This is a genomic window from Kribbella sp. NBC_01510 (genome assembly GCF_045040325.1).
In the GTDB taxonomy this organism is placed as follows: Bacteria; Actinomycetota; Actinomycetes; order Propionibacteriales; family Kribbellaceae; genus Kribbella.
In genome coordinates this window covers 1766052-1788619 of sequence record NZ_CP109418.1, presented here as the reverse complement: position 1 = coordinate 1788619, position 22568 = coordinate 1766052, and the positions used below count along the sequence as shown (strand labels likewise).

Below are 22568 nucleotides of genomic sequence, written 5' to 3'. Positions count from 1 at the left end.
GATGACGGACCCCGAGGCGACCAGGCATGGACCCGGCCGGATCTTGATCGCGGTGTACGGCGTCTTCGCGCTGGCCGCCACCGCTCGGGCCGGAGTGCAGATCGCGACCAAGTTCAGTGACGCGCCGATCGCGTACATCCTGTCGGCCGTTGCCGCGGTCATCTACTGCGCGGCGACCTTTGCGCTGGCCAAGGCGACGAAGGTCTCGCGTCGTGTCGCCACGGTCGCGATCGCCGTCGAGTTGGTCGGCGTCCTCGCCATCGGAGCCTTCAGCTACGCCGTGCCGGACGACTTTCCGGATGCCACCGTCTGGTCGCATTTCGGCCAGGGTTATGGGTTCGTGCCGGTCGTGTTGCCGGTGCTGGGCCTGCTCTGGTTGCGCCGTACCAGCTGATTCAGACTGCCAGGAAACTGCCAGCCCTGCGCAGGGGCTGACTCAGGTTGACCGGACAGCATCGGTGGCATGCAGATTCCAGGTCATCCTCGGGTCGAGATCGTCGTACCCGTCAAGAACGAGGAACACGACCTCGGTCCGAACATCAGGCGGCTGCGGGCGTTCCTGGATACCGCCTTCCCGTTTCCGGCCGAGGTCTGCATCGCGGACAACGGAAGCACGGACGCGACATATGAGATCGGCATGCTGCTCGCCACCGAGCTGTCCGGAGTCCGGATCGTCCGGCTCGAGCAGTCCGGGCGCGGCCGAGCGCTGAAGCAGGTCTGGTCCGAGAGCACGGCCGATGTGCTCGCCTACATGGACGTCGACCTGTCCACCAACCTGAACGCGCTGCTGCCGCTGGTCGCACCGCTGTTCGCGGGGCACAGCGATGTCGCCATCGGCACCCGGTTGTCGAACAGCTCCCGCGTGGTCCGGCGGCCGAAGCGGGAGTTCATCTCGCGCTCGTACAACCTGTTGCTGCGGGCAACCTTAAGTGCACATTTCTCCGACGCTCAGTGCGGGTTCAAGGCGATCCGCGCCGACGTCGCGCGGGAACTGCTGCCGCTGATCCAGGACACCAGCTGGTTCTTCGACACCGAACTGCTGGTCCTCGCGGAGAAGGCCGGGCTGCGGATCCACGAGGTGCCGGTCGACTGGGTCGACGACCTCGACTCGCGGGTCGCGATCGCGAAGACAGTCGGCGAGGATCTGCGGGGGATCTCGCGGCTGATGCGCGATCTCGGCCGCGGCCGGATCGATCTCGAGCCGATCCGGGAGAAGTACGGCCGCCCGCGGATCCTCGATCCTCGTACGGCGATGGCCGCGCGCGTACTGCGGTTCGGTGCGATCGGCGTGCTGAGCACCGCGGCGTACGCACTGCTCTATCTCGTGCTGCGGCAGGGCATGCCGGCCCAGGTCGCGAACGTCCTGGCGCTGTTGATCACCGCGGTCGGCAACACCGCTCTCAACCGGCGGATCACCTTCGGGGTCCGTGGTCTGGAGAACCGGTGGCGTCATCAGCTGCGGGGCCTCGTTGCCTTCGGCATCGGCTGGAGCCTGACCGCGTGCTCACTGTGGCTGCTGCACACGGCGATCGCCGTACCGCATCAGGTGGTGGAGATCGCCGTCCTCACCATCGCGAACCTGGCCGCGACTCTGGTCCGGTTCAGCCTCTTCCAGGCGTGGGTCTTCGACGACGACGCGCCGACCCTGCCCGCCTTCGAACCCCCGGCGGTTCTCGACCAGACCCGGAGCAACTGACATGGCAACCCTGACCGACCCCGTCCAGGCGACACCACGCCGGGCTCGGACGATCAGTACCCAGTACACGATCGGCCGCGACAAGGTCCTGTACGGCGGGCTGCTGGCGCTGACCGCGATCGCGTACCTGTGGGGACTGTCCAAGAACGGCTACGCCAACGAGTACTACGCGGCCGCGGTGCAAGCCGGGTCGACGAGCTGGAAGGCCTGGTTCTTCGGCTCGTTCGACGCGTCGAGCTTCATCACCGTGGACAAGACGCCGGCGGCGCTCTGGGTGATGGGGCTGTCCGGGCGGATCTTCGGGTTCAACATCTGGAGCATGCTGGTGCCCGAGGCGCTGATGGGCGTCGCGAGTGTCGGGTTCGTGTACGTGTCGGTCCGGCGGTGGTTCTCCGCGAACGCCGGCTTGCTGGCCGGTGCGATCCTCGCGCTGACGCCGGTCGCCGTACTGATGTTCCGCTTCAACAACCCGGACGCGCTGCTGATCCTGCTGCTGTGCGCCGGTGCGTGGGCGGTGACGCGGGCGATCGACTCGTCGCGGCATGCGGCTCGGTGGATGATGCTGGCCGGGGCGCTGGTCGGGTTCGGTTTCCTGACGAAGATGTTGCAGGCGTTCCTCATCCTGCCGGCCTTCGGGCTGGCGTACCTGATCGCCGGGAAGCCTGCGCTCGGGAAGCGGATCGTGCACAGTGTGCTGGCGCTGGTCTCGCTGATCGTCAGCGCCGGCTGGTGGGTCGCGATCGTCGAGTTGCTGCCGGCGTCGGCACGGCCGTACATCGGTGGGTCGTCGACGAACAGCATTCTCGAGCTGACGCTCGGCTACAACGGCCTCGGACGGTTGAGCGGCAACGAGACCGGCTCCGTCGGCGGCGGACAGGGCAACCCTGGGTGGGGTGGCGCAGCCGGTGTGCAGCGGTTGTTCGGCGGTGAGTTCGGGTCGCAGATCGCGTGGCTTCTGCCGGCTGCTCTGCTCGCGACGATCGTCCTGGTCGTTGCTGCGGGCAAGGCTCCGCGGACGGACCGGACGCGGGCGTTCGCCGTACTGTGGGGTGGTTGGCTGGTCGGCACCGGGCTGGTCTTCAGCTACATGCAGGGGATCATCCACAGCTACTACATGATCGCGCTGGCGCCGGCGATCGGGGCGCTGATCGGCGCGGCGATGTCGGTGCTCTGGCGGCGCCGGGACCAGTGGTTGCCGCGGGCAACGCTGGCCGGTGGGATCCTGCTGACGGCCGGCTGGAGCTTCGCGCTGCTGAACCAGACGCCGACGTGGCAGCCGTGGTTGCGGTGGGTGGTTCTGCTGACCGGTGTGATGGCGGCCGGTGCGCTGGTGTTGCTGCCGGAGCTGAAACTACATCGAACGGCGGCTCGGCGGGCCGGGCTGTTCGCGGGCGCGCTGCTCACGGTGAGCGCGCTGGCCGGGCCGACGGCGTACTCGCTGTCGACGATCAGCACGGCGCATACGGGTGCACTGCCGTCCGCTGGGCCGGCTGGAGCCGGCGGGATGCGGGGTGGGCCTGGTGGCGGCTTTGGTGGCCGGATGGGTACGCCGCCTGGGCAGACCGGGAACGGGACGACGGGCAACGGTACGGCGGGTGGGCCGGCGACTGGGAACGGTGCGACCGGCAACGGGACGACTGGTGTGCCGGGGACTACCGGTGACGGGACGACTGGGCCTGGTGCGCGCGGCGGTGGAGTCGGTGGATTCCTTGGTGGTGGCGGGATCAGTGGAGTGTCGACCGACTTGGTGACGCTGCTGCAGCAGGGTGCGAAGGGTTACACCTGGGCGGCCGCGGCGGTCACGGCGAACGGAGCCGCGCCACTGCAGATCGCATCCGGCGAACCGATCATGGCGATCGGTGGCTTCAACGGCACCGACCCGGCGCCCTCCCTGACCGAGTTCAAGCAACTGGTTGCCCAGGGCAAGATCCACTACTTCATCGGCAGCGGCAGCGGCGGAGGCGGCTTCGGCGGCGCCCGTGGCGGCACCTCCAGCGAGATCTCCACCTGGGTATCCGAGAACTTCCAGTCCCGAACCGTAGGCAACACCACCGTCTACGACCTCACCACCAACACCACAAGCTAAGAACCGGAGCACACCTATGACGCAAAACCCCACCTCCAATCCAGGCGCCACTCCGGAGGCCCAGTGGCAAGCGGCGCGTGCGGCCGGCCCCCGCCCGCAACACGACGCAGGCGCCGCACCGCAGTCCGCCGCCAACCCCGCCCCGCAGTTCAGCGCGGGCGCCGCATCGCAGTCCGGCGGAGGCGCTGCTCCGCCCCAACCCACCACTGGTCCTGGCCCGCAGTACACGCGAGGCGCCGTACCTCACCAGACCGACGGGCCTGGCCCGCAGTACGGCCCGGGGGTCGCGGCTTCTGCGGGTGCGGCTGGCACGGCGCCGGCGGCTGAGGGGGCTGGGAAGGGCGGCGGGCGGCCGAGCAATGTGGTGTTGGCTGGAGCAGGTTCGTTGCTTGCGGTGCTGGCGTTCCTTGGTGGCATGGCGGTTGGCCACTCGTGGGACGGGACTTCGACGCAGCAGAACCAGTTCGGCGGCCCCGGCGGTGGTGGCTTCGGCCGCTTCCCGGGACAAGGCAACGGTCAGGGCACCACCGGTCAGGGCAACACCGGCCAAGGCCAGGGCACGCTTCCCGGCCAGGGACAGGGCAGCACGGGTCAAGGCAGCACGGGCCAGGGCGGCACAGGTCAAGGGAGCACGGGGCAGGGCACGCTTCCCGGGCAGCAAGGGCAGGGCACCCAGCCTGGCACCGGTACGCAGAACGGTTGAGCCCACACCAGCTGACCTCGCGAAAGCAGCCCGGCGGGCCTCGAGCGGACACTCGGCCCGCCGGGCACCGTGCGGCGTCCAACCCCACCTTGTGCACGGGGCAACCATCCAGGAGGCCCGCAGGTGGTTGATGGGTGCACAAGGTGGGCTGGGAGTGTCCACCAAGTGGAACGGACTGTCGCGACGGAGGATAACGACACGCGAAGACGGTTCGCCAGGTGGTGGGGTGGGGTAGGGATGGGGGCGTGGAATGGTCGAACGTCACCTGGTTCCTGACCGCCCTCGGTGCGGTCGTCGTACTGCTGACGCGCGTTCGCCTCGGCGGCACCGTTGTCGACGGCACCGGTCACGGCGCCGGCCGGCACGGGTACTCAGCCGCCCTGCTGAGGCTGCACACCGTCGTCGGCGTCATCACCCTGCTTGGGTGGGTCGTTGCCCTGGTCACCGGTCACCGCGGGATCGCCCTGGTCGTACTGACCGGATGGTGGCTGCTGACGGTCATCGGATTGTTGCTCCTGGCCCGTTGGCTTCCCAGCGGGGGCAAACACTCCGAGGACAAGCAGAGCGACGCGTGGGGCTCCGGCGCAGGCCTGTCCGTCCTGGGCCACGTCGGCATGCTCCTCGGCGTTTGCTACTTCACGTTCGTCATCATCACCGACCGGTTCTGAGCCCTTCGATCAGCGCGGTGACAGAACGCCGAACGCCGGCTTCGAACGCCTCTGGTGAGAGCGTTGCCCCCGCCCCGGCGACCCGGTCGTACAGGAGTCCGTCCATCATCGCGGCGACCGGCCAAGCCGCTTCCGACGGATCTGGTACGCCGAGCCTGTCGAGCAACTTTGCGAGCAGAGAACGTAGTTGCCGTCCGCCCGCATCGATGGCGGTCCGCAACTCCGGCTGACGACTCGCCTCCAGCGACAACTCGTACCGCGCGACCAGATCGTCCGGCCGATCCCGCGCCAGCCCGACCGTCATCCCCACCAACAACTCCACCGGCGGCACGCCCACACCGCTTGACGCCTGTACGCCCTCGGGTGCGGCGGCGCTCACGTCACGCGCGAGCATGCGGTTGACGCAGGCGGTGAGGAGGGCGTTGCGGGTGCGGAGGTAGTAGGACGTCGAGCCCGGCGGGAGGCCGGCCTCCGCGTCGACCGCGCGGTGGGTGAGCCCGCGCAGGCCGCGGGTCGCGACGAGGTGGATCGCGGCGTCGGCGATGGCGTCCCGGCGATCCGCGCCCAGCGGAACCTGCTTCGTCACGCCGGTCAGTCTCGCACTTCCCAACCTAACTCTACAGATGTAGAGTCTCAGCCATGAGTACGGCGATCGTGGTGGGAGCGGGCATCGGCGGGGTCACGGCGGCCGTCGCGCTGCAACGGTGCGGGTGGCAGGTCACAGTCCTGGAGCGCGCTCCGGAGTTGGGTGAGGTAGGAGCCGGGATCTCGGTCTGGCCATCGGTGGTCGCCGTTCTCGAGGAACTCGGGGTGAAGGGTGTCGAGAAGGCGTCCGCGGTCTCCAAGCCGGCCGGGATGCGCAAGCCCGACGGCCGATGGGTCGTCGCGGCGGCCGATCTCGGCGTCGAGATCCCGGTGATGATTCACCGGGCGCAGTTGCACGACCTGATCACGGCCGAGTTCGGTCCGGCCGTCACGGTCCGCACCGGGTACGACGTCACCACGATCACCCAGGACGACATCGGCGTGACGATCAACGACGACCTACGGGCCGACCTGGTCGTCGCCGCGGACGGGATCCGCAGCACGATCCGGACCACGCTGTATCCGGCGTACGAAGGGCCGCGGTACTCCGGGTGCACGGCGTACCGCGGGATTGCGGATGTGGACATCGACGACGGTGGCGGGGAGACCTGGGGCCGGGGGCAACTGTTCGGATTCGTACCGCTGATCGACGGTCGGTACTACTGGTACGCGACGGCGAACCAGCCCGCCGGTGCTCGGAGTGAGCCGGCGGCGTTCCGGACCTGGCACGACCCGATCCCGAAGCTGCTGGCCGGCTCGGAGAAGGTGCTGCAGAACGACATCTATGACCTGACGTTGCCGCTGGTGCCGTTCGTGCAGGGGCGGGTCGTGCTGCTCGGGGACGCGGCGCACGCGATGACGCCCAACCTTGGACGCGGTGCATGCTCAGCGATCGAGGACGCCGGCGCCCTCGCCCGGCACCTCGGCGAGAGCACTGATCTGATCACTGCTCTCGCTCGGTACGACGCCGAGCGCCGCCCCGCGACCACCAAGCTGGTCAAGCGGTCCCGGGGTCTTGGCCGGGTGGCCCAGGTGGAGAACCCGGTGGTGTGCGCGATCCGCAACGGCCTGTTCACCCTCGGCGGCAAGCTGGTGTCCCTGCGGAAGCCGAAGCGCAAGGTGAAACAATCGCGTCCGTGACCACACTTCCGCAGGCGCCCGAGATCCCCGGTGCGAAGCATGTCCACTCCGGCAAAGTCCGGGACCTGTACGAGCTGGAGTCCGGCGATCTGCTGATGGTCGCGAGCGATCGGATGAGTGCCTTCGACTGGATCCTGGAGCCGCCGATCCCGGACAAGGGCAAGGTGCTCACCGCGATGAGCCTGTGGTGGTTCGAGCAACTGGACATGCCGAATCACATCCTGTCCACCGACGTACCGGCCGAGGTCGCGGGCCGGGCAGTGGTGTGTGAGCGGCTCGCGATGTTCCCGGTCGAGTGCGTCGCTCGCGGGTACCTGAGCGGCTCCGGTCTGCTCGACTACAACGACACCGGCGCGGTCTGCGGCATCCCGCTGCCGCCCGGGCTGGTCGAGGGCTCCCGGCTGGACGAGCCGATCTTCACCCCGGCGACCAAGGCCGACCTCGGTGAGCACGACGAGAACGTCTCGTACGACGCTGTCGTGGCGACCGTCGGCGCGGAGACTGCCGCTGCGCTGCGGGACCTGACCCTGGCCATCTACACGCGGGCGCGGGCGATGGCGGAGGAGCGCGGGATCATCCTGGCCGACACGAAGTTCGAGTTCGGTGCGCGGGCGGACGGGACGATCGTGCTGGCCGACGAGGTGCTGACGCCGGACTCGAGCCGGTTCTGGCCGGCTGACCAGTGGGCGCCGGGGAAGCAGCAGCCGTCGTACGACAAGCAGATCGTCCGTGACTGGCTCCAGTTCGACTCCGGCTGGGACCGTCACTCCGGCGAAGCTCCGCCGCCCCTGTCCGACGAGGTGGTCGAACGCACCCGATCGGCGTACGTCGACGCGTATGAGCAGCTGACCGGCCGAAAGTTCGAGGGCTGAACCACATTTGAGGGGGCCAACCTCGGAAGTGGTGGGTTGCCCCGTTGAGATCCCAGGGGCAGCCCACTATCTGAGGGGTTGACCGACTCCTGCCCGATGTGTGGGTGATCGTCGGCCGGGTGTGCTGCGGGATAGCGGCGATGTCTGTGTCCCAGGCGCTCGCACCACGTCCTGTCCCAGGTCCCGGCCACGACGTCCTGTCTCGGGGCCCGGCCGGCCGCGGGATCCGCCGCGGCCTCGCGCAGGTACCGGGGACCGCGGACAAGGCACAACCTGTCCGAGGACCCCAGAGGGTGTCCCAGGTCCCGCAGCTCGGCACCGATCCCACCGCCACCAGCACGAGCCCCGCCCAGTTGCAGCAACCCCCGGTGTGGTCCACCACGGTGGCGGCCGCTGCGCGGGATCGGCTGGACGGAGGCTGATCGGATGCCGTTGGAGGCTGGGACGTGCAGCTCGACAGGAAGTGTCGGCCCCGGCCGCGGCCGGGCGGCCGGTTTCAGGCGTGAATGCCTGACCCGGCCAACACCCCGGCACCGACACATCCTGTCGAGCTGCACATCCCAACCGCCCCACACTCACACCACCCCACACATCCAGCAAGACAGCCGAAATGGCCTCCACCAAACCCACCACGACCTGTCCCAACCCACCACGACCTGTCCCAACCCACCACGACCTGTCCCAGCCCACCACGACCTGTCCCAGCCCACCACGACCTGTCCCAGCCCACCACGACCTGTCCCAGCCCACCACGACCTGTCCGAGCCCACCACGACCTGTCCCAGCCCGCCACGACGTGTCCCAACCCGCCGGCTCCGGTCCCGCCCGGTGCTGTGTGTCGGCGCGGACATGGCCCGATCGACCCATCTCATGGGTTGACGTCCGAGATGGTGGGTTGGCGCCCCGGAATCCGGTACGCCAACCCACCGCATCGGACGTCAACCCACCGCATCGGACGTCAACCCACCGCATGGGACGTCAACCCACCAGATGCGCACGCCGGGTCGCCTACCGCCTGGGCGAGTTGGCGAACCGCCGGACAACCAACGCCGACCGCGTGCCCGGCATACCTGTCGGGCCGGTGGTTTCACCGATGACCTACCGCCCGTCACATCACCCACACATGAAACAGAAGTACCGGCCGGGCCCATCAAACTGGTCTAGAAGAGGCCGACGCCCAGGGCCAGGAGGACGAAGCGGCCGGCTCGGCCGGCCAGGACGGACAGGCTGAAGGTGAGGACGCCCATCCGGGAGGCGCCGCCGATCAGGGCGACGCCGTACAGGGGTGGGATCCCGACGAAGGCGCTCAGCAGCGTGACGGGGATACCCCAGCGGCGGTCGCTCATCGCGTCGAGCAGCCGCTTGCTGACCTCGCGGTTCCACTGCACGAACCGGCCCCAGCGGGTCCCGAGGTTGACCGGCTTGGGCTCCTTCGTCTTCCGGGCGGCGTACCCCGGCCGATAGCGGACGGCGAGGAACATCGCGACCTTGCCGATGGTCTGCCCGATCGAGATCCCGATCGCGGCCACCACCGGGTCCAGTGCGCCGGACACGCCGACGCCGAGGACGTACGCCTCCGCGTTCAGCACCGGTACGACGGCGGACCCGATCCCGAAGCCCACCGCCAGCACGAGCTGCCAGACCCACATGACCCCGAGGCTATGCGCCGCGGCCAACGTTGCCACGCAACTCAGCCCCACACCCGGGGTGAACCAGGGTCCCGCCCGAGCCGGCCCGTCGCCCCCTTGACAGCCACGGCTGACTGGGTACGGCGAGCCGCCGTCCACGCAGGATCGCGGTCAGCCGGAACGACGGGACCACCTCGACAGTGTCCTGCGATGCACTCATGAACGAGTCTCCTTTTGCTGGGAGATGCGTTCGAGGGCGCTGTCGAGCCAGCGCAGGTCGGCGTCGAGGTGGGCCACGATGTACTCGCGGACCAGCGGCGAGGTCGGGTCGTCTGCGGCCGGCGTCTCCCGTAATTCGCGGATCCGGCGCAGGTGGCTCGCGCGCTGCCGGGCCAGGAACGCCGCCACGTCACCACCGGTCCGGATCGCCGCGACGAGTTTGCGCAGTACCTCGTCCGCGCTGCCCCAGGCGGGTGGCACCGGGTCGCTGAGCCAGTCCGTGAGGTGGTCGCGGCCCTTGGTCGTCAGCGCGTAGACCGTCCGGTCCGGGCCGCCGCCGGAGGTCTTGTCGACCACCTCGACAAGTCCGTCCCGCTCCAGCCGGCCGAGTGTCGTGTACACCTGCCCGAACGCCAGCGGCCGGCTGTCCGGGAACCACGTGTCATGGCCGCGCTTCACGTCGTACCCGTGCGCCGGGCCGGTCGAAAGCAGCCCCAGGACGAGCTCGGCGGTTGCCATGGCAGCGACTATACACTGCGTGTATGTACTGAGTGAATAGTCCACGATGCGGAGTTCTGGGGCTGGATCGGTAGGATTCAGGCGTCACCCCGGAACGAGACCTGGAGTAAGTCAGTGGCTCGCGTTGTCGTCGACGTCATGCTCAAGCCCGAGATCCTCGACCCGCAGGGCAAGGCGGTGCACGGCGCGTTCGGCCGGCTCGGCTTCGACGGCGTGGCCGATGTCCGGCAGGGAAAGCGGTTCGAGATCACCCTGGACGGCGAGGCGACCGAGGAACGGGTCGCCGAGATCCGCAAGGCCGCGGACACGCTGCTGGCCAACCCGGTGATCGAGGACTACACCCTCCACGTCGAGGACGCGCAGTGAAGATCGGGGTCGTCACCTTCCCCGGCTCGCTCGACGACGTCGACGCCCGCCGCGCAGCCGCGGTGGCCGGTGCCGAGGCAGTCGCGCTCTGGCACGGCGACGCCGACCTGCACGGTGTGGACGCGGTCGTCCTGCCGGGCGGCTTCTCGTACGGCGACTACCTCCGGGCCGGTGCCATCTCGCGGTTCGCGCCGGTGATGGACACCATCATCAAGAGAGCCGGCGAGGGCCTGCCGGTGCTGGGGATCTGCAACGGCTTCCAGGTGCTGTGCGAGTCGCACCTGCTGCCGGGCGCTCTGATCAAGAACCACCACCGCAAGTTCATCTGCAAGGACCAGCCGCTGCGGATCGAGAACAACCGCACCGCCTGGACCAGCGACTACGACGCCAACCACGAGATCACCATCGTGCTCAAGAACCAGGACGGTTCGTACGTCGCCGACGAGGCGACCCTGGACCGGCTGGAGGGCGAGGGCCGGGTCGTCGCCCGCTACCTGGACGAGAACCCGAACGGCTCGTACCGCGACATCGCCGGGATCACCAACGAGCGCGGCAACGTGGTCGGCCTGATGCCGCACCCGGAGCACTGCGTCGAGCCACTGACCGGCCCCAGTACGGACGGCCTGGGCTTCTTCACCTCGGTGCTGAAGGCCGTCGTCTCCAGCTGATGAAGTCGTCAAGGTTGCGGCGCCTCCTGGCCCGCAGCCTCTTTCTGACCGCGGCGGCCGTGCTCGCCGCCACCGGTACGGCGAACGCCCAGCCGGCGAGCCTGATGGCCAAGGTCGTGGTGATCGGCGTCTCCGGTCTGACCTGGAGTGACGTGAAGGCGTCGCCGGAGCTGACCGCGCTGGTCGACCAGTCGAACGTCGGCTCCATCACCGTGAAGACCGCCGGCCCGCACACCTGTCCGATCGACGGCTGGCTGACGATCAGCGCCGGCACCCGGGCCTGGGGGAGTGTGGCCGACCTGCCCTGCGGTGACCTGCCGGCTGTCACCAACGGCAAGGTGGCCGATTGGCAGACGTACATCGACCGCCAGGCCGAACACCACACCGGCGCACCGATCGGTCGTCTCGGTCAGGCCGGCTACCCGATGTGCGGCTTCGGACCGGGTGCGGCGATCGCACTGGCTCACACCGACGGCTCGGTGGTCAACTGGCAGCCCGACTTTGACGCGGCCAGGCTGGCGAGCAATGACTGCGGTGACGCGGTCATCGACGCCGGCGCGCTACCTCTCAGGGAAGGGCGCGCGGAGGCGCGCAATCGGGTCGCGGATCTGGTCGCCCAAGCCCGGGCCGCCGGCGGATGGGTTCTGCTGGTCGGCGTCAGCCAGGAGGTCGCCAACGCACACCAGGAGCCGCTCGTTGCGATGCAGCTCCCGCCGGACAACGGTCCGCGCTGGCTGACGAGCGACAGCACCCGCCGACCGGGTCTGATCCAGCTGACCGATATCACCGCAACCATTCTCAGGGGGCGGACAGCCGCAGAAGTCGATCCGGCTGGGGTGGCGAAGGCTGGGCCGCTGGATGGGAACGAGATCCACTCCACCGGTGACGTGCACACCGATGCGGACGCGGTGATCGAGAACCGGCTGGACACCAACCAGCGGTTCGAGCAGCCACGGCCGATGCTGGTCGCGGTCTCGATGACGATCCTGGCCGCGGAGCTCCTCGCGATCGCCTGGTTCTGGATCACGCGCAGCCCGCGGTCCCGTCGTACGCTCGTCTTCACGCTGTTGACGCAGGGTGGATTCTTCATCGCGGTGTTCCTGTCCACGGCGACCGTGTGGTGGCGGTGGCCCGCGCCCGCTTTCTCCTTGTACTGCGTGGTTCTCGGGATCAGCGTGGTCCTGGCAGGCGTGGCTCAGGTCGTGCTGAAGCGCTATGCGTTCCTGGGGATCGCGTTGACGGCGTACGTGATCTTGCTGGTGGACGGCGTGCTTGGGACGCCGCTGCAGTTCGGGAGCATGTTCACCGACGGGCCGGTGATCGGTGGACGGTTCTATGGCTTCGGCAACTCCACTTTCGCGACGCTTGCGGTCGCAGCCCTCGTCACTGCCGGCTGGGCCGCGCAGAAGCTGATCGACAAGAGCAGAGCGCAGGCCGCGCTCGCTGTGCTTGCGATCGGCGGCGCTGCGATCGTGGTGGACGGCAGACCCGGCTGGGGGACCGACTTCGGCGGCATCATCGCGCTGACCCCGGCTGTGCTGCTCATGGCCTGGCTGACCTGGCGCGGCAGCATCTCACTGCGTGCATTGATCGGTGTGGGTCTGACCGGCGTGCTAGCTGTGTCCGCCGTCGCCTACCTCGACTATCTGCGGCCGCCGGACCAGCGGAGCCATTTCGGCACGTTCGTGGCCCGGCTGCTCGACGGGGACGTGAGCGACGTACTGATCCGCAAGCTGCAGATGGCGGTGCAGTTCTTCACCGGTCCGTCCGGCTGGGCCATGCTCGTGGCAGTGGTGCTGTGCATGCTCGCCACTGTGCTGCCCGAGAAGGTGCCCTCGGAGTCCTACCGCCGCTTCTACACCAGTCTGCCGATGATCCGGCCGACTCTCCTCGCCCTGTCGACCTGCGGTCTGGTCGGCATGCTGCTGAACGACGCCGGCGTCGCCCTACCCGCGATCATGGCCGGCTTCGCCGTACCACTGCTGGTGGCTCACCTTGTGACCGCTGAGCAGCCCGCTACCGTTTCACCTGAGTCCCACCTAGTGCAGGAGTCCTAACGTGTCCACCGACACTGTCAGCAACGCCAGTAGCACCCCTGACGTCGAGCAGCCGTGGGCGGAGCTCGGCTTGAAGCCGGATGAGTACCAGCGGATCCGGGACATCCTGGACCGCCGGCCGACCAGCTGCGAGCTGGCGATGTACTCGGTGATGTGGAGCGAGCACTGCTCGTACAAGTCGTCCAAGGTGCACCTGCGCAAGTTCGGCGAGATCCCGCAGGAGACGCCGGCCGGGAAGATGCTGGCCGGCATCGGTGAGAACGCCGGCGTCATCGACATCGGCGAGGGGTACGCCGTCACGTTCAAGGTCGAGTCGCACAACCACCCGTCGTACGTCGAGCCCTACCAGGGCGCGGCGACCGGGGTCGGCGGCATCGTCCGCGACATCCTCGCGATGGGCGCCCGCCCCGTCGCGGTGATGGACCCGCTGCGGTTCGGCCCGCTGGACGCGCCGGACACCAAGCGCGTGCTGCCCGGGATCGTCTCCGGCGTCGGTGGCTACGGCAACAGCCTCGGCCTGCCCAACGTCGGTGGTGAGGTCGTCTTCGACCCGACGTACCTGGGCAACCCGCTGGTCAACGCGCTCTGCGTCGGCGTGATGCGGCACGAGGACCTGCACCTGGCCAACGCGACCGGCGTCGGCAACCAGATCATCCTGTACGGCGCCAAGACCGGTGGCGACGGGATCGGCGGAGTGTCGGTGCTGGCGTCGGAGACCTTCGCCGAAGGCGGTCCGACCAAGCGGCCGGCGGTCCAGGTCGGCGATCCGTTCATGGAGAAGCTGCTGATCGAGTGCACGCTGGAGCTGTTCGCCGCGCGCGTGGTGGAAGGCATCCAGGACCTCGGTGGCGCGGGCCTGTCGTGTGCGACGTCCGAGCTGGCGAGTGCGGGCGAGGGCGGCATGTACGTGTCGCTCGACAAGGTGCCGCTGCGGGATGCGTCGCTCGCGCCGGAAGAGATCCTGATGAGCGAGTCGCAGGAACGCATGATGGCGGTCGTCACGCCGGACAACGTCGAGGCGTTCCTGAAGATCTGCGCCAAGTGGGACGTGCAGGCCGACGTGATCGGCGAGGTCACCGACACCGGCCGGCTGCAGATCGACTGGCACGGCGAGCGGGTGGTCGACGTACCGCCGCGGACCGTCGCGCACGAGGGGCCGGTCTACGAGCGGCCGTACGCGCGCCCGGACTGGCAGGACGAGCTGCAGGCCGACGGCGCGGAGAAGTTGCCGCGGGCAACCACACCCGCCGAGCTGCGGGACACCCTGCTGACGCTGGTCGCGTCGCCGAACCTGTGCGACAAGTCCTGGGTGACGGACCAGTACGACCGCTACGTGCTGGGCAACTCGGTGCTCGCGCAGCCCGAGGACAGCGGGATGATCCGGGTCGACGAGACCAGCGGGCTCGGTGTCGCGGTGTCGACCGACTGCAACGGGCGGTTCGCCAAGCTCGACCCGTACACCGGCGCGAAGCTCGCGCTGGCCGAGTCATACCGCAACGTCGCGACCACCGGCGCGCGGCCGGCCGCGGTGACCGACTGCCTGAACTTCGGCTCGCCCGAGGACCCCGCTGTGATGTGGCAGTTCGCCGAGGCGATCCGCGGCCTGGTCGACGGCTGCAAGGAGCTCGGTATCCCGGTCACCGGTGGCAACGTGTCGTTCTACAACCAGACCGGTGACACTCCGATCCTGCCGACCCCGGTGGTCGGCGTACTGGGGGTCATCGACGACGTCACCCGTCGTACGCCGATCGGCTTCACGCCCGAGATGGAGGGCCACCAGCTGTACCTGCTCGGTGAGACCGAGGAGGAACTGTCCGGGTCGGAGTGGGCGCACGTCATCCACGGCCACCTCGGTGGACGGCCGCCGGCGATCGACCTGGCGGCCGAGCACCAGTTGGCCGACATCCTGATCAACGCGTCCCGCGACGGCCTGATCGACGCGGCGCACGACGTCAGCGACGGCGGCGTGGCGCAGACGCTGGTCGAGTCGGCTCTCCGCGGCGGTGTGGGTGCGCGGGTGTGGGCGCCGGACGGGCTCGACCCGTTCCTGTTCCTGTTCGCGGAATCGGCCGGCCGGGCGGTCGTCGCCGTACCGCGCACCGAAGAGGTCCGGTTCACCGACATGTGCACGGCCCGCCGCTTCCCGCACGCGAAGATCGGCGTCATCACCGGCGACACCCTCGACGTCCAGGACCAGTTCGAGGTGCCGCTGACGGAACTGCGGACGGCCTGGACGCAGACGCTCCCGGCCGCCCTCAACTAGCCGGCCGCGCGACGACCCGGGCGCTGTGAGTGCCCGGGTCGGCAGGCCGTACCTGTCGGTCTCAGCCGACCAGTGCCACGCGCTGAGTCGCCTCGGCCAGGACGCGGTTCAGGCCGGCCTGGTCCTGCGGACGACCGGCGACCGTGACCTCGATGTAGGCCCGCTTGCCGTGCTCCAGGGTGTCGATGAAGCGCGTGGTGACCCAGCGCTGGCCACGGGCCCCGTCGCGGTACGTGTAGGTGATCGACGTGTAGGCGACCGGCGGCGCGGTCCACGGCACCTTCGACTTCACCGTGCCGTGGGCGCGGGCGACGATCTTCAGGCCGGGGACGCCGTGCAGGGCCTTGACCCGCTGCTGGGAGGCGGTGTTCACGCTGACCTTGCCGTCGAGGCCGCCGTCGACCCGGAGCATCCAGGTGTTCGAGCTGTCGGTGAACTTCGCCTCGTACAGGCCGAGCCGGGTGAACTTCCAGCCGGTCGGCGCGTAGACCGAGACGTTGCAGTTGCCGACGTGACCCCAGCACTTGTACTTGTAGCTGAGGCTTGCCGGGTTGAGCGCGGGCTTGGCGTGGGCCGCGACGCTCGTGCGGGCCGGCGCGGCGGCGTCACTCGGCGCGACACCCAGTACGAGCCCCACGGCACCGATGATCGCGGTGCCGACCAGTACGCGAAGCGTGGTCTTCTTCATGTTTCCGTCCTTCATGGCCAGGGGCTCCGTTCGGCCCTTCGCGACTTGAGATGACGTGGTGCCCGCCCGCGGTTGAGCGCCGACCTTGTGAGCAACGTCTCCGCGGGACCCGGCAACCAAATGGCGTTCGGCGGTCGGGCCACCGGGCGTCTGGCACACTCGAAGGGACGAGTGAGGTGAGCGGATGGCGGAGCGGCGGCCGGTCAAGCCGAGTGAGCTGATGGGGCTCGCGGTGGCGGCCGGGCAGGAGGCTCGGGTTGCGGCTGCGCGGCGCCGGATGGCTGGTTTGCGGTTGAGCGATGAAGAGCGGCGGATCTGTACCGACGAGCTGGCCGAGCAGTTCGCGGTCGGTCGGCTGGATGAGGGCGAGCTGCATCGGCGGGTGGATCGGCTGAACGACGCGGTGACGCATGCCGACCTGCAGCCGATCTTCGCCGACCTCCCGGCTCCATCGCTCTACAAGCCCGAGTCGAAGAAGCCTGGCAAGTGGCGGTGGGCCGCGTTCGCGGGCGCTGTGTGGATGGCCCTGCCGTTCGCGCTGACCGGACTGGTGCTGATGGTCTTCGGCCGTGAGATCGCGGCGGCGATCTTCGGGTTGCCCGCGCTGGCCTGGGTGTTCTTCACGTACCGCTGGGCTTCTCGCCCGCAGCGCGAGGAGCGCCGTCGGTCAGGAAGCTAGCGTCGACCCCGCCCGTCACCCGAAAGGCGCCGCCATGCCCGAATCCGCCCACGCCGTCGCTGTTGACCAAGCTGGCGGGCCGCCGGCTACGCGCGGCGGGCATTACGTCCCGCAGCGGGCGCCGCTGAAGCCGGTCCCGTTCCAGAAGCTGCCACCCGGCGCGATCGAACCGCGCGGCTGGCTCGCGCGACAGCTCGAGCTGCAGGTCAACGGCCTCTGCGGCCGGTACGACGAGATCTCGGACTTCCTGGTCTACGACACCAACGGCTGGGTCGATCCGGCCCAGGGGGCCTGGGAGGAGTTGCCCTACTGGCTCCGCGGCTTCGGCGATCTCGGTTACGTGACCGGCGACACCGGCGTACTGACCAGGACGCAGCGCTGGATCGACGGCATCCTTGCGACCCAGGCTCCGGACGGCTGGTTCTGTCCGGAACGACTGCGGACCTCACTGGAGGACGGTCCGGACTTCTGGCCCGGCATGCCGTTGCTGGCCGCGTTCCGGTCCTGGTATGAGTACTCCGGCGACGAGCGGGTCATCCCGTTCATGACGAAGTACCTGCAGTTCCAGAACACGCAGCCCGCCGAGGTGTTCAACCGCTCGTGGGGTGCCTTCCGGTGGGGCGACAACATCGATACTGCGTACTGGCTGTACAACCGCACCGGCGACGAGTGGCTGCTCGACCTGGTGACGAAGATGCACTCCGGCTCGGCCGACTACATCACTGGCATTCCTACCTGGCACAACGTCAACCTGGCGCAGGGATTCCGCGAACCGTTGCAGTACTGGCTTCTGAGTGGCGACGTGCAGCACCGGGCGGCGACGTACCGGAACTATGCGACGGTGATGGGGCGCTACGGTCAGTTCCCGGGTGGTGGGTTCGCGGGGGACGAGAACTCGCGGCCTGGGTTCGGTGACCCGCGGCAGGGGTTCGAGACGTGCGGGATCGTCGAACTGATGCACAGCTGCGAACTGCTGACCCGCTTCACCGGTGACACGGTCTGGACGGACCGGTGTGAGGAACTCGCGTTCAACTCGCTGCCGGCGTCGTACGATCCGCAGCAGCAAGTCATGCACTACATCACCTGTGCCAACAGCGTGCAGCTCGACGACCGGCCGAAGCACGGGCAGTTCGAGAATCCCTTCGCCATGCAGGCCTACAAGTACGGCGTGCATCAGTATCGGTGCTGCCCGCACAACTACGGCATGGGCTGGCCGTACTACGCGCAGGAGCTGTGGCTGGCGACGACGGACAACGGACTGGCGGCGTCGATGTACGCCGCCAGCAAGGTCACCGCTCGCGTCGGTGCGGGAGACCTGGTGAGCATCGTGCAGGACACGGAGTACCCGTTCTCCGACAAGATCACCTTCACAGTGCGGACTGCACGCGATGTCCGATTCCCCTTCTATCTAAGGCGTCCTGGCTGGGCGCAAGACGTTTCGGTAGATGTGAACGGCCAGCCGGTCCGGACTGCCGGCGAGTGGATGAAGGTGGATCGCACCTGGCACTCGGGCGACCGCGTCGAGCTGGTGCTGCCGATGCGGACCACCACCCGGGTGTGGAACGACAACCACGACTCCATCTCCGTCGACCGTGGTCCGCTGACCTACTCGCTGAAGATCGACGAACGCTACGAGCGCATCGGCGGCACCGAGGACTGGCCGGAGCTGGCTGTCTATCCGGAGTCTCCGTGGAACTACGGTCTGGTGCCGGATGCGCAGTTCGACGTCGTACGGCGGGACGCCGGCGAGAACCCGTTCACCACCGAGGGCGTGCCGCTCGCGTTGACCACGCAGGCTCGGCGGATCCCGCAGTGGGAGACCGACACTGAGGACGTGGTCGGACTGCTGCAGCCTGATCCGGCCCGCTCATCGGAGCCGGTCGAAACGGTGACTCTCATCCCGATGGGCGCCGCGCGACTCCGGATCACGTCCTTCCCGCAGGTGTCGTCAGATGGAGAGGAGTGGATCCGCCGTACCCGGATCACCGCCTCACACGTCAACGACGGGGACTCACTCGAGGCGGCGGACGACGGCCGGCTCCCTACGTCGTCCGCGGACACATCAATCCCGCGCTTCACCTGGTGGGACCGGCGTGGGACGACGGAGTGGATCCAATACGACCTACGCGAAGTCCGCGACCTCTCCCAGGCATCGGTCTACTGGTTCGACGACACGGGGTCCGGGGAAAGCCGGGTGCCGGACTCGTGGCGGGTCTTGTGGCTCGACGGGGAGACCTGGCGCGCAGTCGACAACACCATCCCGTACGCCGTGACCGCAGACCAACTGAACACGACAACCTTCACACCGGTCCGGACGCAGTACGTCCGAGTCGAGGTCGGACTGCGTCCGACCTGCTCCGGTGGAGTTCTGCACCTGGCCCTCGACTGATGGACCAGGCGTACCTAAGGACAGGAAGTAGTGCGGATCCGGGCGGAAAGTTGGCTCGGGTTCACGCTCAGCCGGGGCTATACGTAGATGACTACATCCTGTTCTTAGGTACGGCGGATGGCGGTGCCGTGGGTGTTGGCGAGGTGGGACCGGGGCTGAACTAGCCTGTGGGGCGTGGAGGCTAGGTTGCGGCTGGCGGTCGCTGCGGATGGGCCGGCGATCGCGGAGTTGGCGCGGGCTTCGGTGCGGGAGGTGTTTCCGGCGTACCACGACGAGGTGCAGACCGCGAGCGCGGCGGAACACATCACCACTCTGGACACCGCGCTGATCGATGACGGCACGTACTACGTGTACGAGGCCGCCGACGAGATCGTCGCGTGTGGTGGGTGGAGCCGGCGGAACAAGCTGTTCAACGCGAGTACGGCGGGCGCCGACGAGCGACTGCTGGACCCGGCCACCGAGCCGGCCCGGATCCGGGCGATGTTCGTCCGCGGGGACTGGACCCGGCGCGGACTCGGGCGAGGGATCCTGACCGCCTGTGTCGACGCGGCCCGGGCGGAGGGGTTCACCCGGCTCGCGTTGATGGCGACGCTGCCCGGCGTACCGCTGTACAAGGCCTTCGGATTCACCGAGGTGGAGCCCGTCGACCTTCCCATGCCCGACGGCGTCGTCCTCGAGGGAGTCGCAATGGAACGACCGATCGACCTGGAGGACTACGCATGACTGCAGGCACCAAAGTCTTCGCCCCGGACGGCACCGAGGTCGTCCTCGGCGAGATCGGGACCCGCGTGCTGCTGAAGAACTCCCGCGTCCGCGTCTGGGAGGTGTCACTGCAACCCGGCGAGGCACAGGGCTGGCACCTGCACCACAACCCGTACGTCGTCCTGTGCCTGTCGACGTCCCCCTGTCACATGGACTGGCTCGACGGCAGCCCGGCACGGCAGCTGAGCGAGACCGTCGGCGGCTCGGTGTATCGCCCGGTGTCGCCGGTGCACATGCTCACCAACGACGGTACGGCGCTCTACCTCAACCGGTTGATCGAGATCCTCGACCTGGGCGAGGAGGCGACCGGCGACCCGTACTTCGTGGTCGCGGGCGTACCCGCGGACGCCGGGTTCGAAGAGGTCGGTGAGATCCCGGCCAGGGTGGTCGTCGACGAGGACGACGTACGCGTCCAGCACGTCACTCCGGACGCAGGCGAGGCCTACACCTGGCACACCGGCGCCTACCCGGCCCTCGTGGTCGACCTGGACCTCGACAACCCCGACGTCACCTACCTGGAGCCCGGCGAGACCTACACCCTCCCCGCGAAGCCCAACCGCACCGCCGGCTTCAACCTGGTCGAGCTGTTGTACTACAGCAAGCCGCGCACCTGAGCAGCGTCCCGTGCCGCCAGCACCGCGGCAGTGTCGACCTCACTGAGAACTGCCTGCCGTAAGCGTGCCTTCACCAGCGGGACCTGCGGACCGACCGCGCTGAGCTCCTCCACCCCCAGAGCAGCAAGCAGTACTGCGGACTGCGGATCGCTGGCGAGGTCACCGCAGACTGCGACGCGAACGCCTGCGTTGCGAACGACATGGTCGATCAGCTGCAGTACTGCGGGGTCGAGGCCGTCGGCGAGTGGGGCGACGGCGGTGTTGGTGCGGTCTGCGGCCGTTGTGTATTGGGTGAGGTCGTTGGTGCCGATGCTGACGAAATCCAGCCCGGTGGCGAGGGTGGCGATCCGGAGTGCGGCGGCCGGGACCTCGACCATGATGCCGACCTCCAGGCCGTCGGGCCGTGGGCCGAGATCGTCCAATTCGTGGAGTCCCCAGGCGACCTCGTCCGCGGTCGTCACCATCGGGAACATCACGTGCACCGGAGTCTCGGCCGCGACCCGGCGGACGGCTTCGAGTTGATCGCGCAGCAGTTCGGGACGCCGCCGGAACACGCGGATCCCGCGCTCGCCGAGGAACGGGTTAGCCTCCCGGTCCTGCGGCAGGAACGGCAGCGGCTTGTCGCCGCCGATGTCCCAGGTCCGGATCGTGATCGGCTTGCCGTCCAACGCTCGCGCGATCGCCCGGAACTGCTCGACCTGCTCGTCCACGGTCGGCGCCGTACGCCGATCACCGAACAACACCTCGGTCCGCACCAGCCCGGACCCGTCCGCACCCCGCGCCTCCACCGCATCCTGGACGGCGCCGACGTTGACGAGCACGTCGATCGTCCGCCCGTCCACGGTCGTCGCCGGCTCATCGGCCCGCGTCAACGCCTGCTCCCGCTCACCGCGCCGCTCAACGATCGTCGCCCGTACGGCGTCTTCGTCCGGAGCAATCTCGAACGACCCGACCCGCGCGTCAAACGCAACCACCACCCCCGCCGGCACCTCGACGTCCCCGATCCCGGTGATCAGCGGAATCCCGCGAGACCGAGCCACAATCACCCCATGCCCGGTCGTCCCCGCGGCCCGCACAGCAACTCCGGCAATCCGGCCGGCATCAAGCGTGGCAGCCGTCGCCGCATCCAACTCAGGCACGACCAGGATGCTCCCGTCGGCAGCGCTGTCCGGGGTAGCTCCGGCCGACGTGGGTTCGTCGGCGGCGCTCCCGGTGAGAGCGCGCAGTACGCGGTCGCGGACGGCTCGCACGTCCTGCGCCCGTTCCCGCTGGTAGGCGTCGTCCAGTCCCTCGAAGGCGGCCGCCAGTTCGTCGTAGGTCTGCTTCCACGCGACGGGGGCAGGCGTACCTGCGGTGATCGCCGCCCGGATCTCCTCCAACGGCTTGCGATCGTTCAGCAGCGCGAGGTGCGCGGCGAAGATCTCCCCATGGTCCGGGCTGCCGTCCCGCAATCCGCGAAGCTCGTCCCCAACTGTCGCCACCGCCTGGTCGAGGCGACCCAACTCGTCGTCCCCGGCAACGTAGCCGCTCAGGTCGACCGCCACACCGGCCAGGACCGCGGGCCCGATCGCCACATCCAGCCCTGACCCACCGGTCCCCGCGGATCCACCCGTGCCTGGCTCCGGTGCGCCTCCTCCGGCAGCTCCTGCTCCGACTCCGCCGGCAGTGTCGCCGAAGTTTTCCCCTGCCAGCTTGGTGATCGCCGCCAGGACCTCGGCAGCCTGCGCACCGCTCGCTCCCACCCGCAGCCGGTGACCCTGCTGAGCGTTCAGCGTCGCGACCATGCTCAAGCTGCCGGCGTCAACCGGCCCACGCCCCGTGTCGAGATCGGTGAGCGTGACAGTGGCATCGAAACCATTGACCAGGCCAACGAGTCGCGCAGCCGGCCGCGCGTGCAGCCCGTGCTCGTTGCTCACCGCAACTTCCACCGTCTGGTCGGCCTCAACCGCAGCAGTCGACTCGGCAG

Annotated in this window: 22 protein-coding genes; 16 read left to right on the top strand and 6 right to left on the bottom strand. The window is 68.8% G+C overall.

What is annotated here, in order from left to right; translation table 11 throughout:
• The first annotated feature begins 1 nt into the window (after position 1).
• The 5 genes from OG558_RS08855 (at position 2) to OG558_RS08835 (ending at position 5153) form a co-directional block, all read left to right on the top strand.
• On the top strand, positions 2-394 hold the full coding sequence (locus tag OG558_RS08855; RefSeq protein WP_405069766.1) for a hypothetical protein: 393 nt from the start codon (positions 2-4) through the stop codon (positions 392-394).
• Positions 395-463: 69 nt separating this feature from the next.
• Positions 464-1696 carry a glycosyltransferase gene (locus OG558_RS08850; protein WP_405069765.1) on the top strand — a complete coding sequence of 411 codons (1233 nt, stop codon included), beginning with the start codon at positions 464-466 and terminating at the stop codon, positions 1694-1696.
• A gap of 1 nt (position 1697) precedes the next feature.
• Complete coding sequence (locus OG558_RS08845) at positions 1698-3782, top strand: ArnT family glycosyltransferase (RefSeq protein WP_405069764.1); 2085 nt, start codon at positions 1698-1700, stop codon at positions 3780-3782.
• Between the two features lie 415 nt (positions 3783-4197).
• Positions 4198-4485 (top strand): hypothetical protein, encoded by a 288-nt coding sequence (locus OG558_RS08840; RefSeq protein ID WP_405069763.1) that lies wholly within the window; start codon positions 4198-4200, stop codon positions 4483-4485.
• A gap of 245 nt (positions 4486-4730) precedes the next feature.
• Positions 4731-5153: a hypothetical protein gene (locus OG558_RS08835; RefSeq protein ID WP_329482680.1), complete on the top strand. Its 423-nt coding sequence runs from the start codon at positions 4731-4733 to the stop codon at positions 5151-5153.
• Here OG558_RS08835 and OG558_RS08830 read toward each other — a convergent pair.
• Positions 5137-5739 carry a TetR/AcrR family transcriptional regulator gene (locus OG558_RS08830; protein WP_405069762.1) on the bottom strand — a complete coding sequence of 201 codons (603 nt, stop codon included), beginning with the start codon at positions 5737-5739 and terminating at the stop codon, positions 5137-5139. The two genes, OG558_RS08835 and OG558_RS08830, sit on opposite strands and share 17 nt — an antisense overlap.
• Before the next feature lie 53 nt (positions 5740-5792).
• Here OG558_RS08830 and OG558_RS08825 point away from each other — a divergent pair, with 53 nt between their 5' ends.
• The 3 genes from OG558_RS08825 to OG558_RS08815 all read left to right on the top strand — a co-directional run bounded on the left by OG558_RS08825 (position 5793) and on the right by OG558_RS08815 (position 8172).
• The gene (locus tag OG558_RS08825) at positions 5793-6878 is read left to right on the top strand and encodes an FAD-dependent monooxygenase (protein ID WP_405069761.1); all 1086 of its coding nucleotides are present in this window, start codon (positions 5793-5795) and stop codon (positions 6876-6878) included.
• Complete coding sequence (locus tag OG558_RS08820; RefSeq protein ID WP_405069760.1) at positions 6875-7750, top strand: phosphoribosylaminoimidazolesuccinocarboxamide synthase; 876 nt, start codon at positions 6875-6877, stop codon at positions 7748-7750. Before OG558_RS08825 ends, OG558_RS08820 begins: the two co-directional genes overlap by 4 nt.
• Before the next feature lie 293 nt (positions 7751-8043).
• A complete protein-coding gene (locus OG558_RS08815; protein ID WP_405069759.1) occupies positions 8044-8172 on the top strand; it encodes a hypothetical protein in 129 nt (42 codons plus the stop codon).
• Positions 8173-8910: 738 nt separating this feature from the next.
• Here OG558_RS08815 and OG558_RS08810 read toward each other — a convergent pair.
• The 3 genes from OG558_RS08810 to OG558_RS08800 are packed head-to-tail and all read right to left on the bottom strand — an operon-like array spanning position 8911 to position 10116.
• A complete protein-coding gene (locus tag OG558_RS08810; RefSeq protein WP_329482676.1) occupies positions 8911-9399 on the bottom strand; it encodes a hypothetical protein in 489 nt (162 codons plus the stop codon).
• Positions 9400-9409: 10 nt separating this feature from the next.
• Entirely contained in the window at positions 9410-9598 is a 189-nt protein-coding gene (locus tag OG558_RS08805; protein WP_405069758.1) for a hypothetical protein, read from the bottom strand.
• On the bottom strand, positions 9595-10116 hold the full coding sequence (locus OG558_RS08800) for a helix-turn-helix transcriptional regulator (protein ID WP_405069757.1): 522 nt from the start codon (positions 10114-10116) through the stop codon (positions 9595-9597). Before OG558_RS08800 ends, OG558_RS08805 begins: the two co-directional genes overlap by 4 nt.
• 114 nt (positions 10117-10230) lie before the next feature.
• Between OG558_RS08800 and purS the strand changes: the two genes are divergently transcribed.
• The 4 genes from purS to purL are packed head-to-tail and all read left to right on the top strand — an operon-like array spanning position 10231 to position 15470.
• Positions 10231-10482, top strand: a complete 252-nt coding sequence (gene purS / locus OG558_RS08795) for a phosphoribosylformylglycinamidine synthase subunit PurS (protein ID WP_132156044.1) — start codon at positions 10231-10233, stop codon at positions 10480-10482.
• Positions 10479-11150: a phosphoribosylformylglycinamidine synthase subunit PurQ gene (gene purQ / locus OG558_RS08790; protein WP_405069756.1), complete on the top strand. Its 672-nt coding sequence runs from the start codon at positions 10479-10481 to the stop codon at positions 11148-11150. Before purS ends, purQ begins: the two co-directional genes overlap by 4 nt.
• Entirely contained in the window at positions 11150-13207 is a 2058-nt protein-coding gene (locus tag OG558_RS08785) for a hypothetical protein (RefSeq protein ID WP_405069755.1), read from the top strand. Before purQ ends, OG558_RS08785 begins: the two co-directional genes overlap by 1 nt.
• 1 nt (position 13208) lies before the next feature.
• Entirely contained in the window at positions 13209-15470 is a 2262-nt protein-coding gene (gene purL, locus OG558_RS08780) for a phosphoribosylformylglycinamidine synthase subunit PurL (RefSeq protein WP_405069754.1), read from the top strand.
• A 61-nt stretch (positions 15471-15531) separates the two neighbouring features.
• Here the strand turns inward: purL and OG558_RS08775 are convergent, their stop codons facing one another.
• Positions 15532-16158 (bottom strand): hypothetical protein, encoded by a 627-nt coding sequence (locus OG558_RS08775; protein WP_405069753.1) that lies wholly within the window; start codon positions 16156-16158, stop codon positions 15532-15534.
• Between the two features lie 184 nt (positions 16159-16342).
• On the opposite strand from OG558_RS08775, the gene OG558_RS08770 reads away from it, so the two are divergent.
• From OG558_RS08770 to OG558_RS08755, 4 genes are all read left to right on the top strand, one after another.
• Positions 16343-16837, top strand: coding sequence for a DUF1707 domain-containing protein (locus tag OG558_RS08770; protein WP_405069752.1), 495 nt, complete (start codon positions 16343-16345; stop codon positions 16835-16837).
• A 34-nt stretch (positions 16838-16871) separates the two neighbouring features.
• Positions 16872-19226 carry a beta-L-arabinofuranosidase domain-containing protein gene (locus tag OG558_RS08765; protein ID WP_405069751.1) on the top strand — a complete coding sequence of 785 codons (2355 nt, stop codon included), beginning with the start codon at positions 16872-16874 and terminating at the stop codon, positions 19224-19226.
• A 174-nt stretch (positions 19227-19400) separates the two neighbouring features.
• The gene (locus OG558_RS08760; protein WP_405069750.1) at positions 19401-19949 is read left to right on the top strand and encodes a GNAT family N-acetyltransferase; all 549 of its coding nucleotides are present in this window, start codon (positions 19401-19403) and stop codon (positions 19947-19949) included.
• Entirely contained in the window at positions 19946-20602 is a 657-nt protein-coding gene (locus OG558_RS08755; protein WP_405069749.1) for a hypothetical protein, read from the top strand. The genes OG558_RS08760 and OG558_RS08755 overlap by 4 nt, the downstream gene beginning before the upstream one ends.
• Here the strand turns inward: OG558_RS08755 and OG558_RS08750 are convergent.
• Positions 20581-22518, bottom strand: a complete 1938-nt coding sequence (locus OG558_RS08750; RefSeq protein WP_405072132.1) for an HPr family phosphocarrier protein — start codon at positions 22516-22518, stop codon at positions 20581-20583. The two genes, OG558_RS08755 and OG558_RS08750, sit on opposite strands and share 22 nt — an antisense overlap.
• Positions 22519-22568 lie beyond the last annotated feature (50 nt).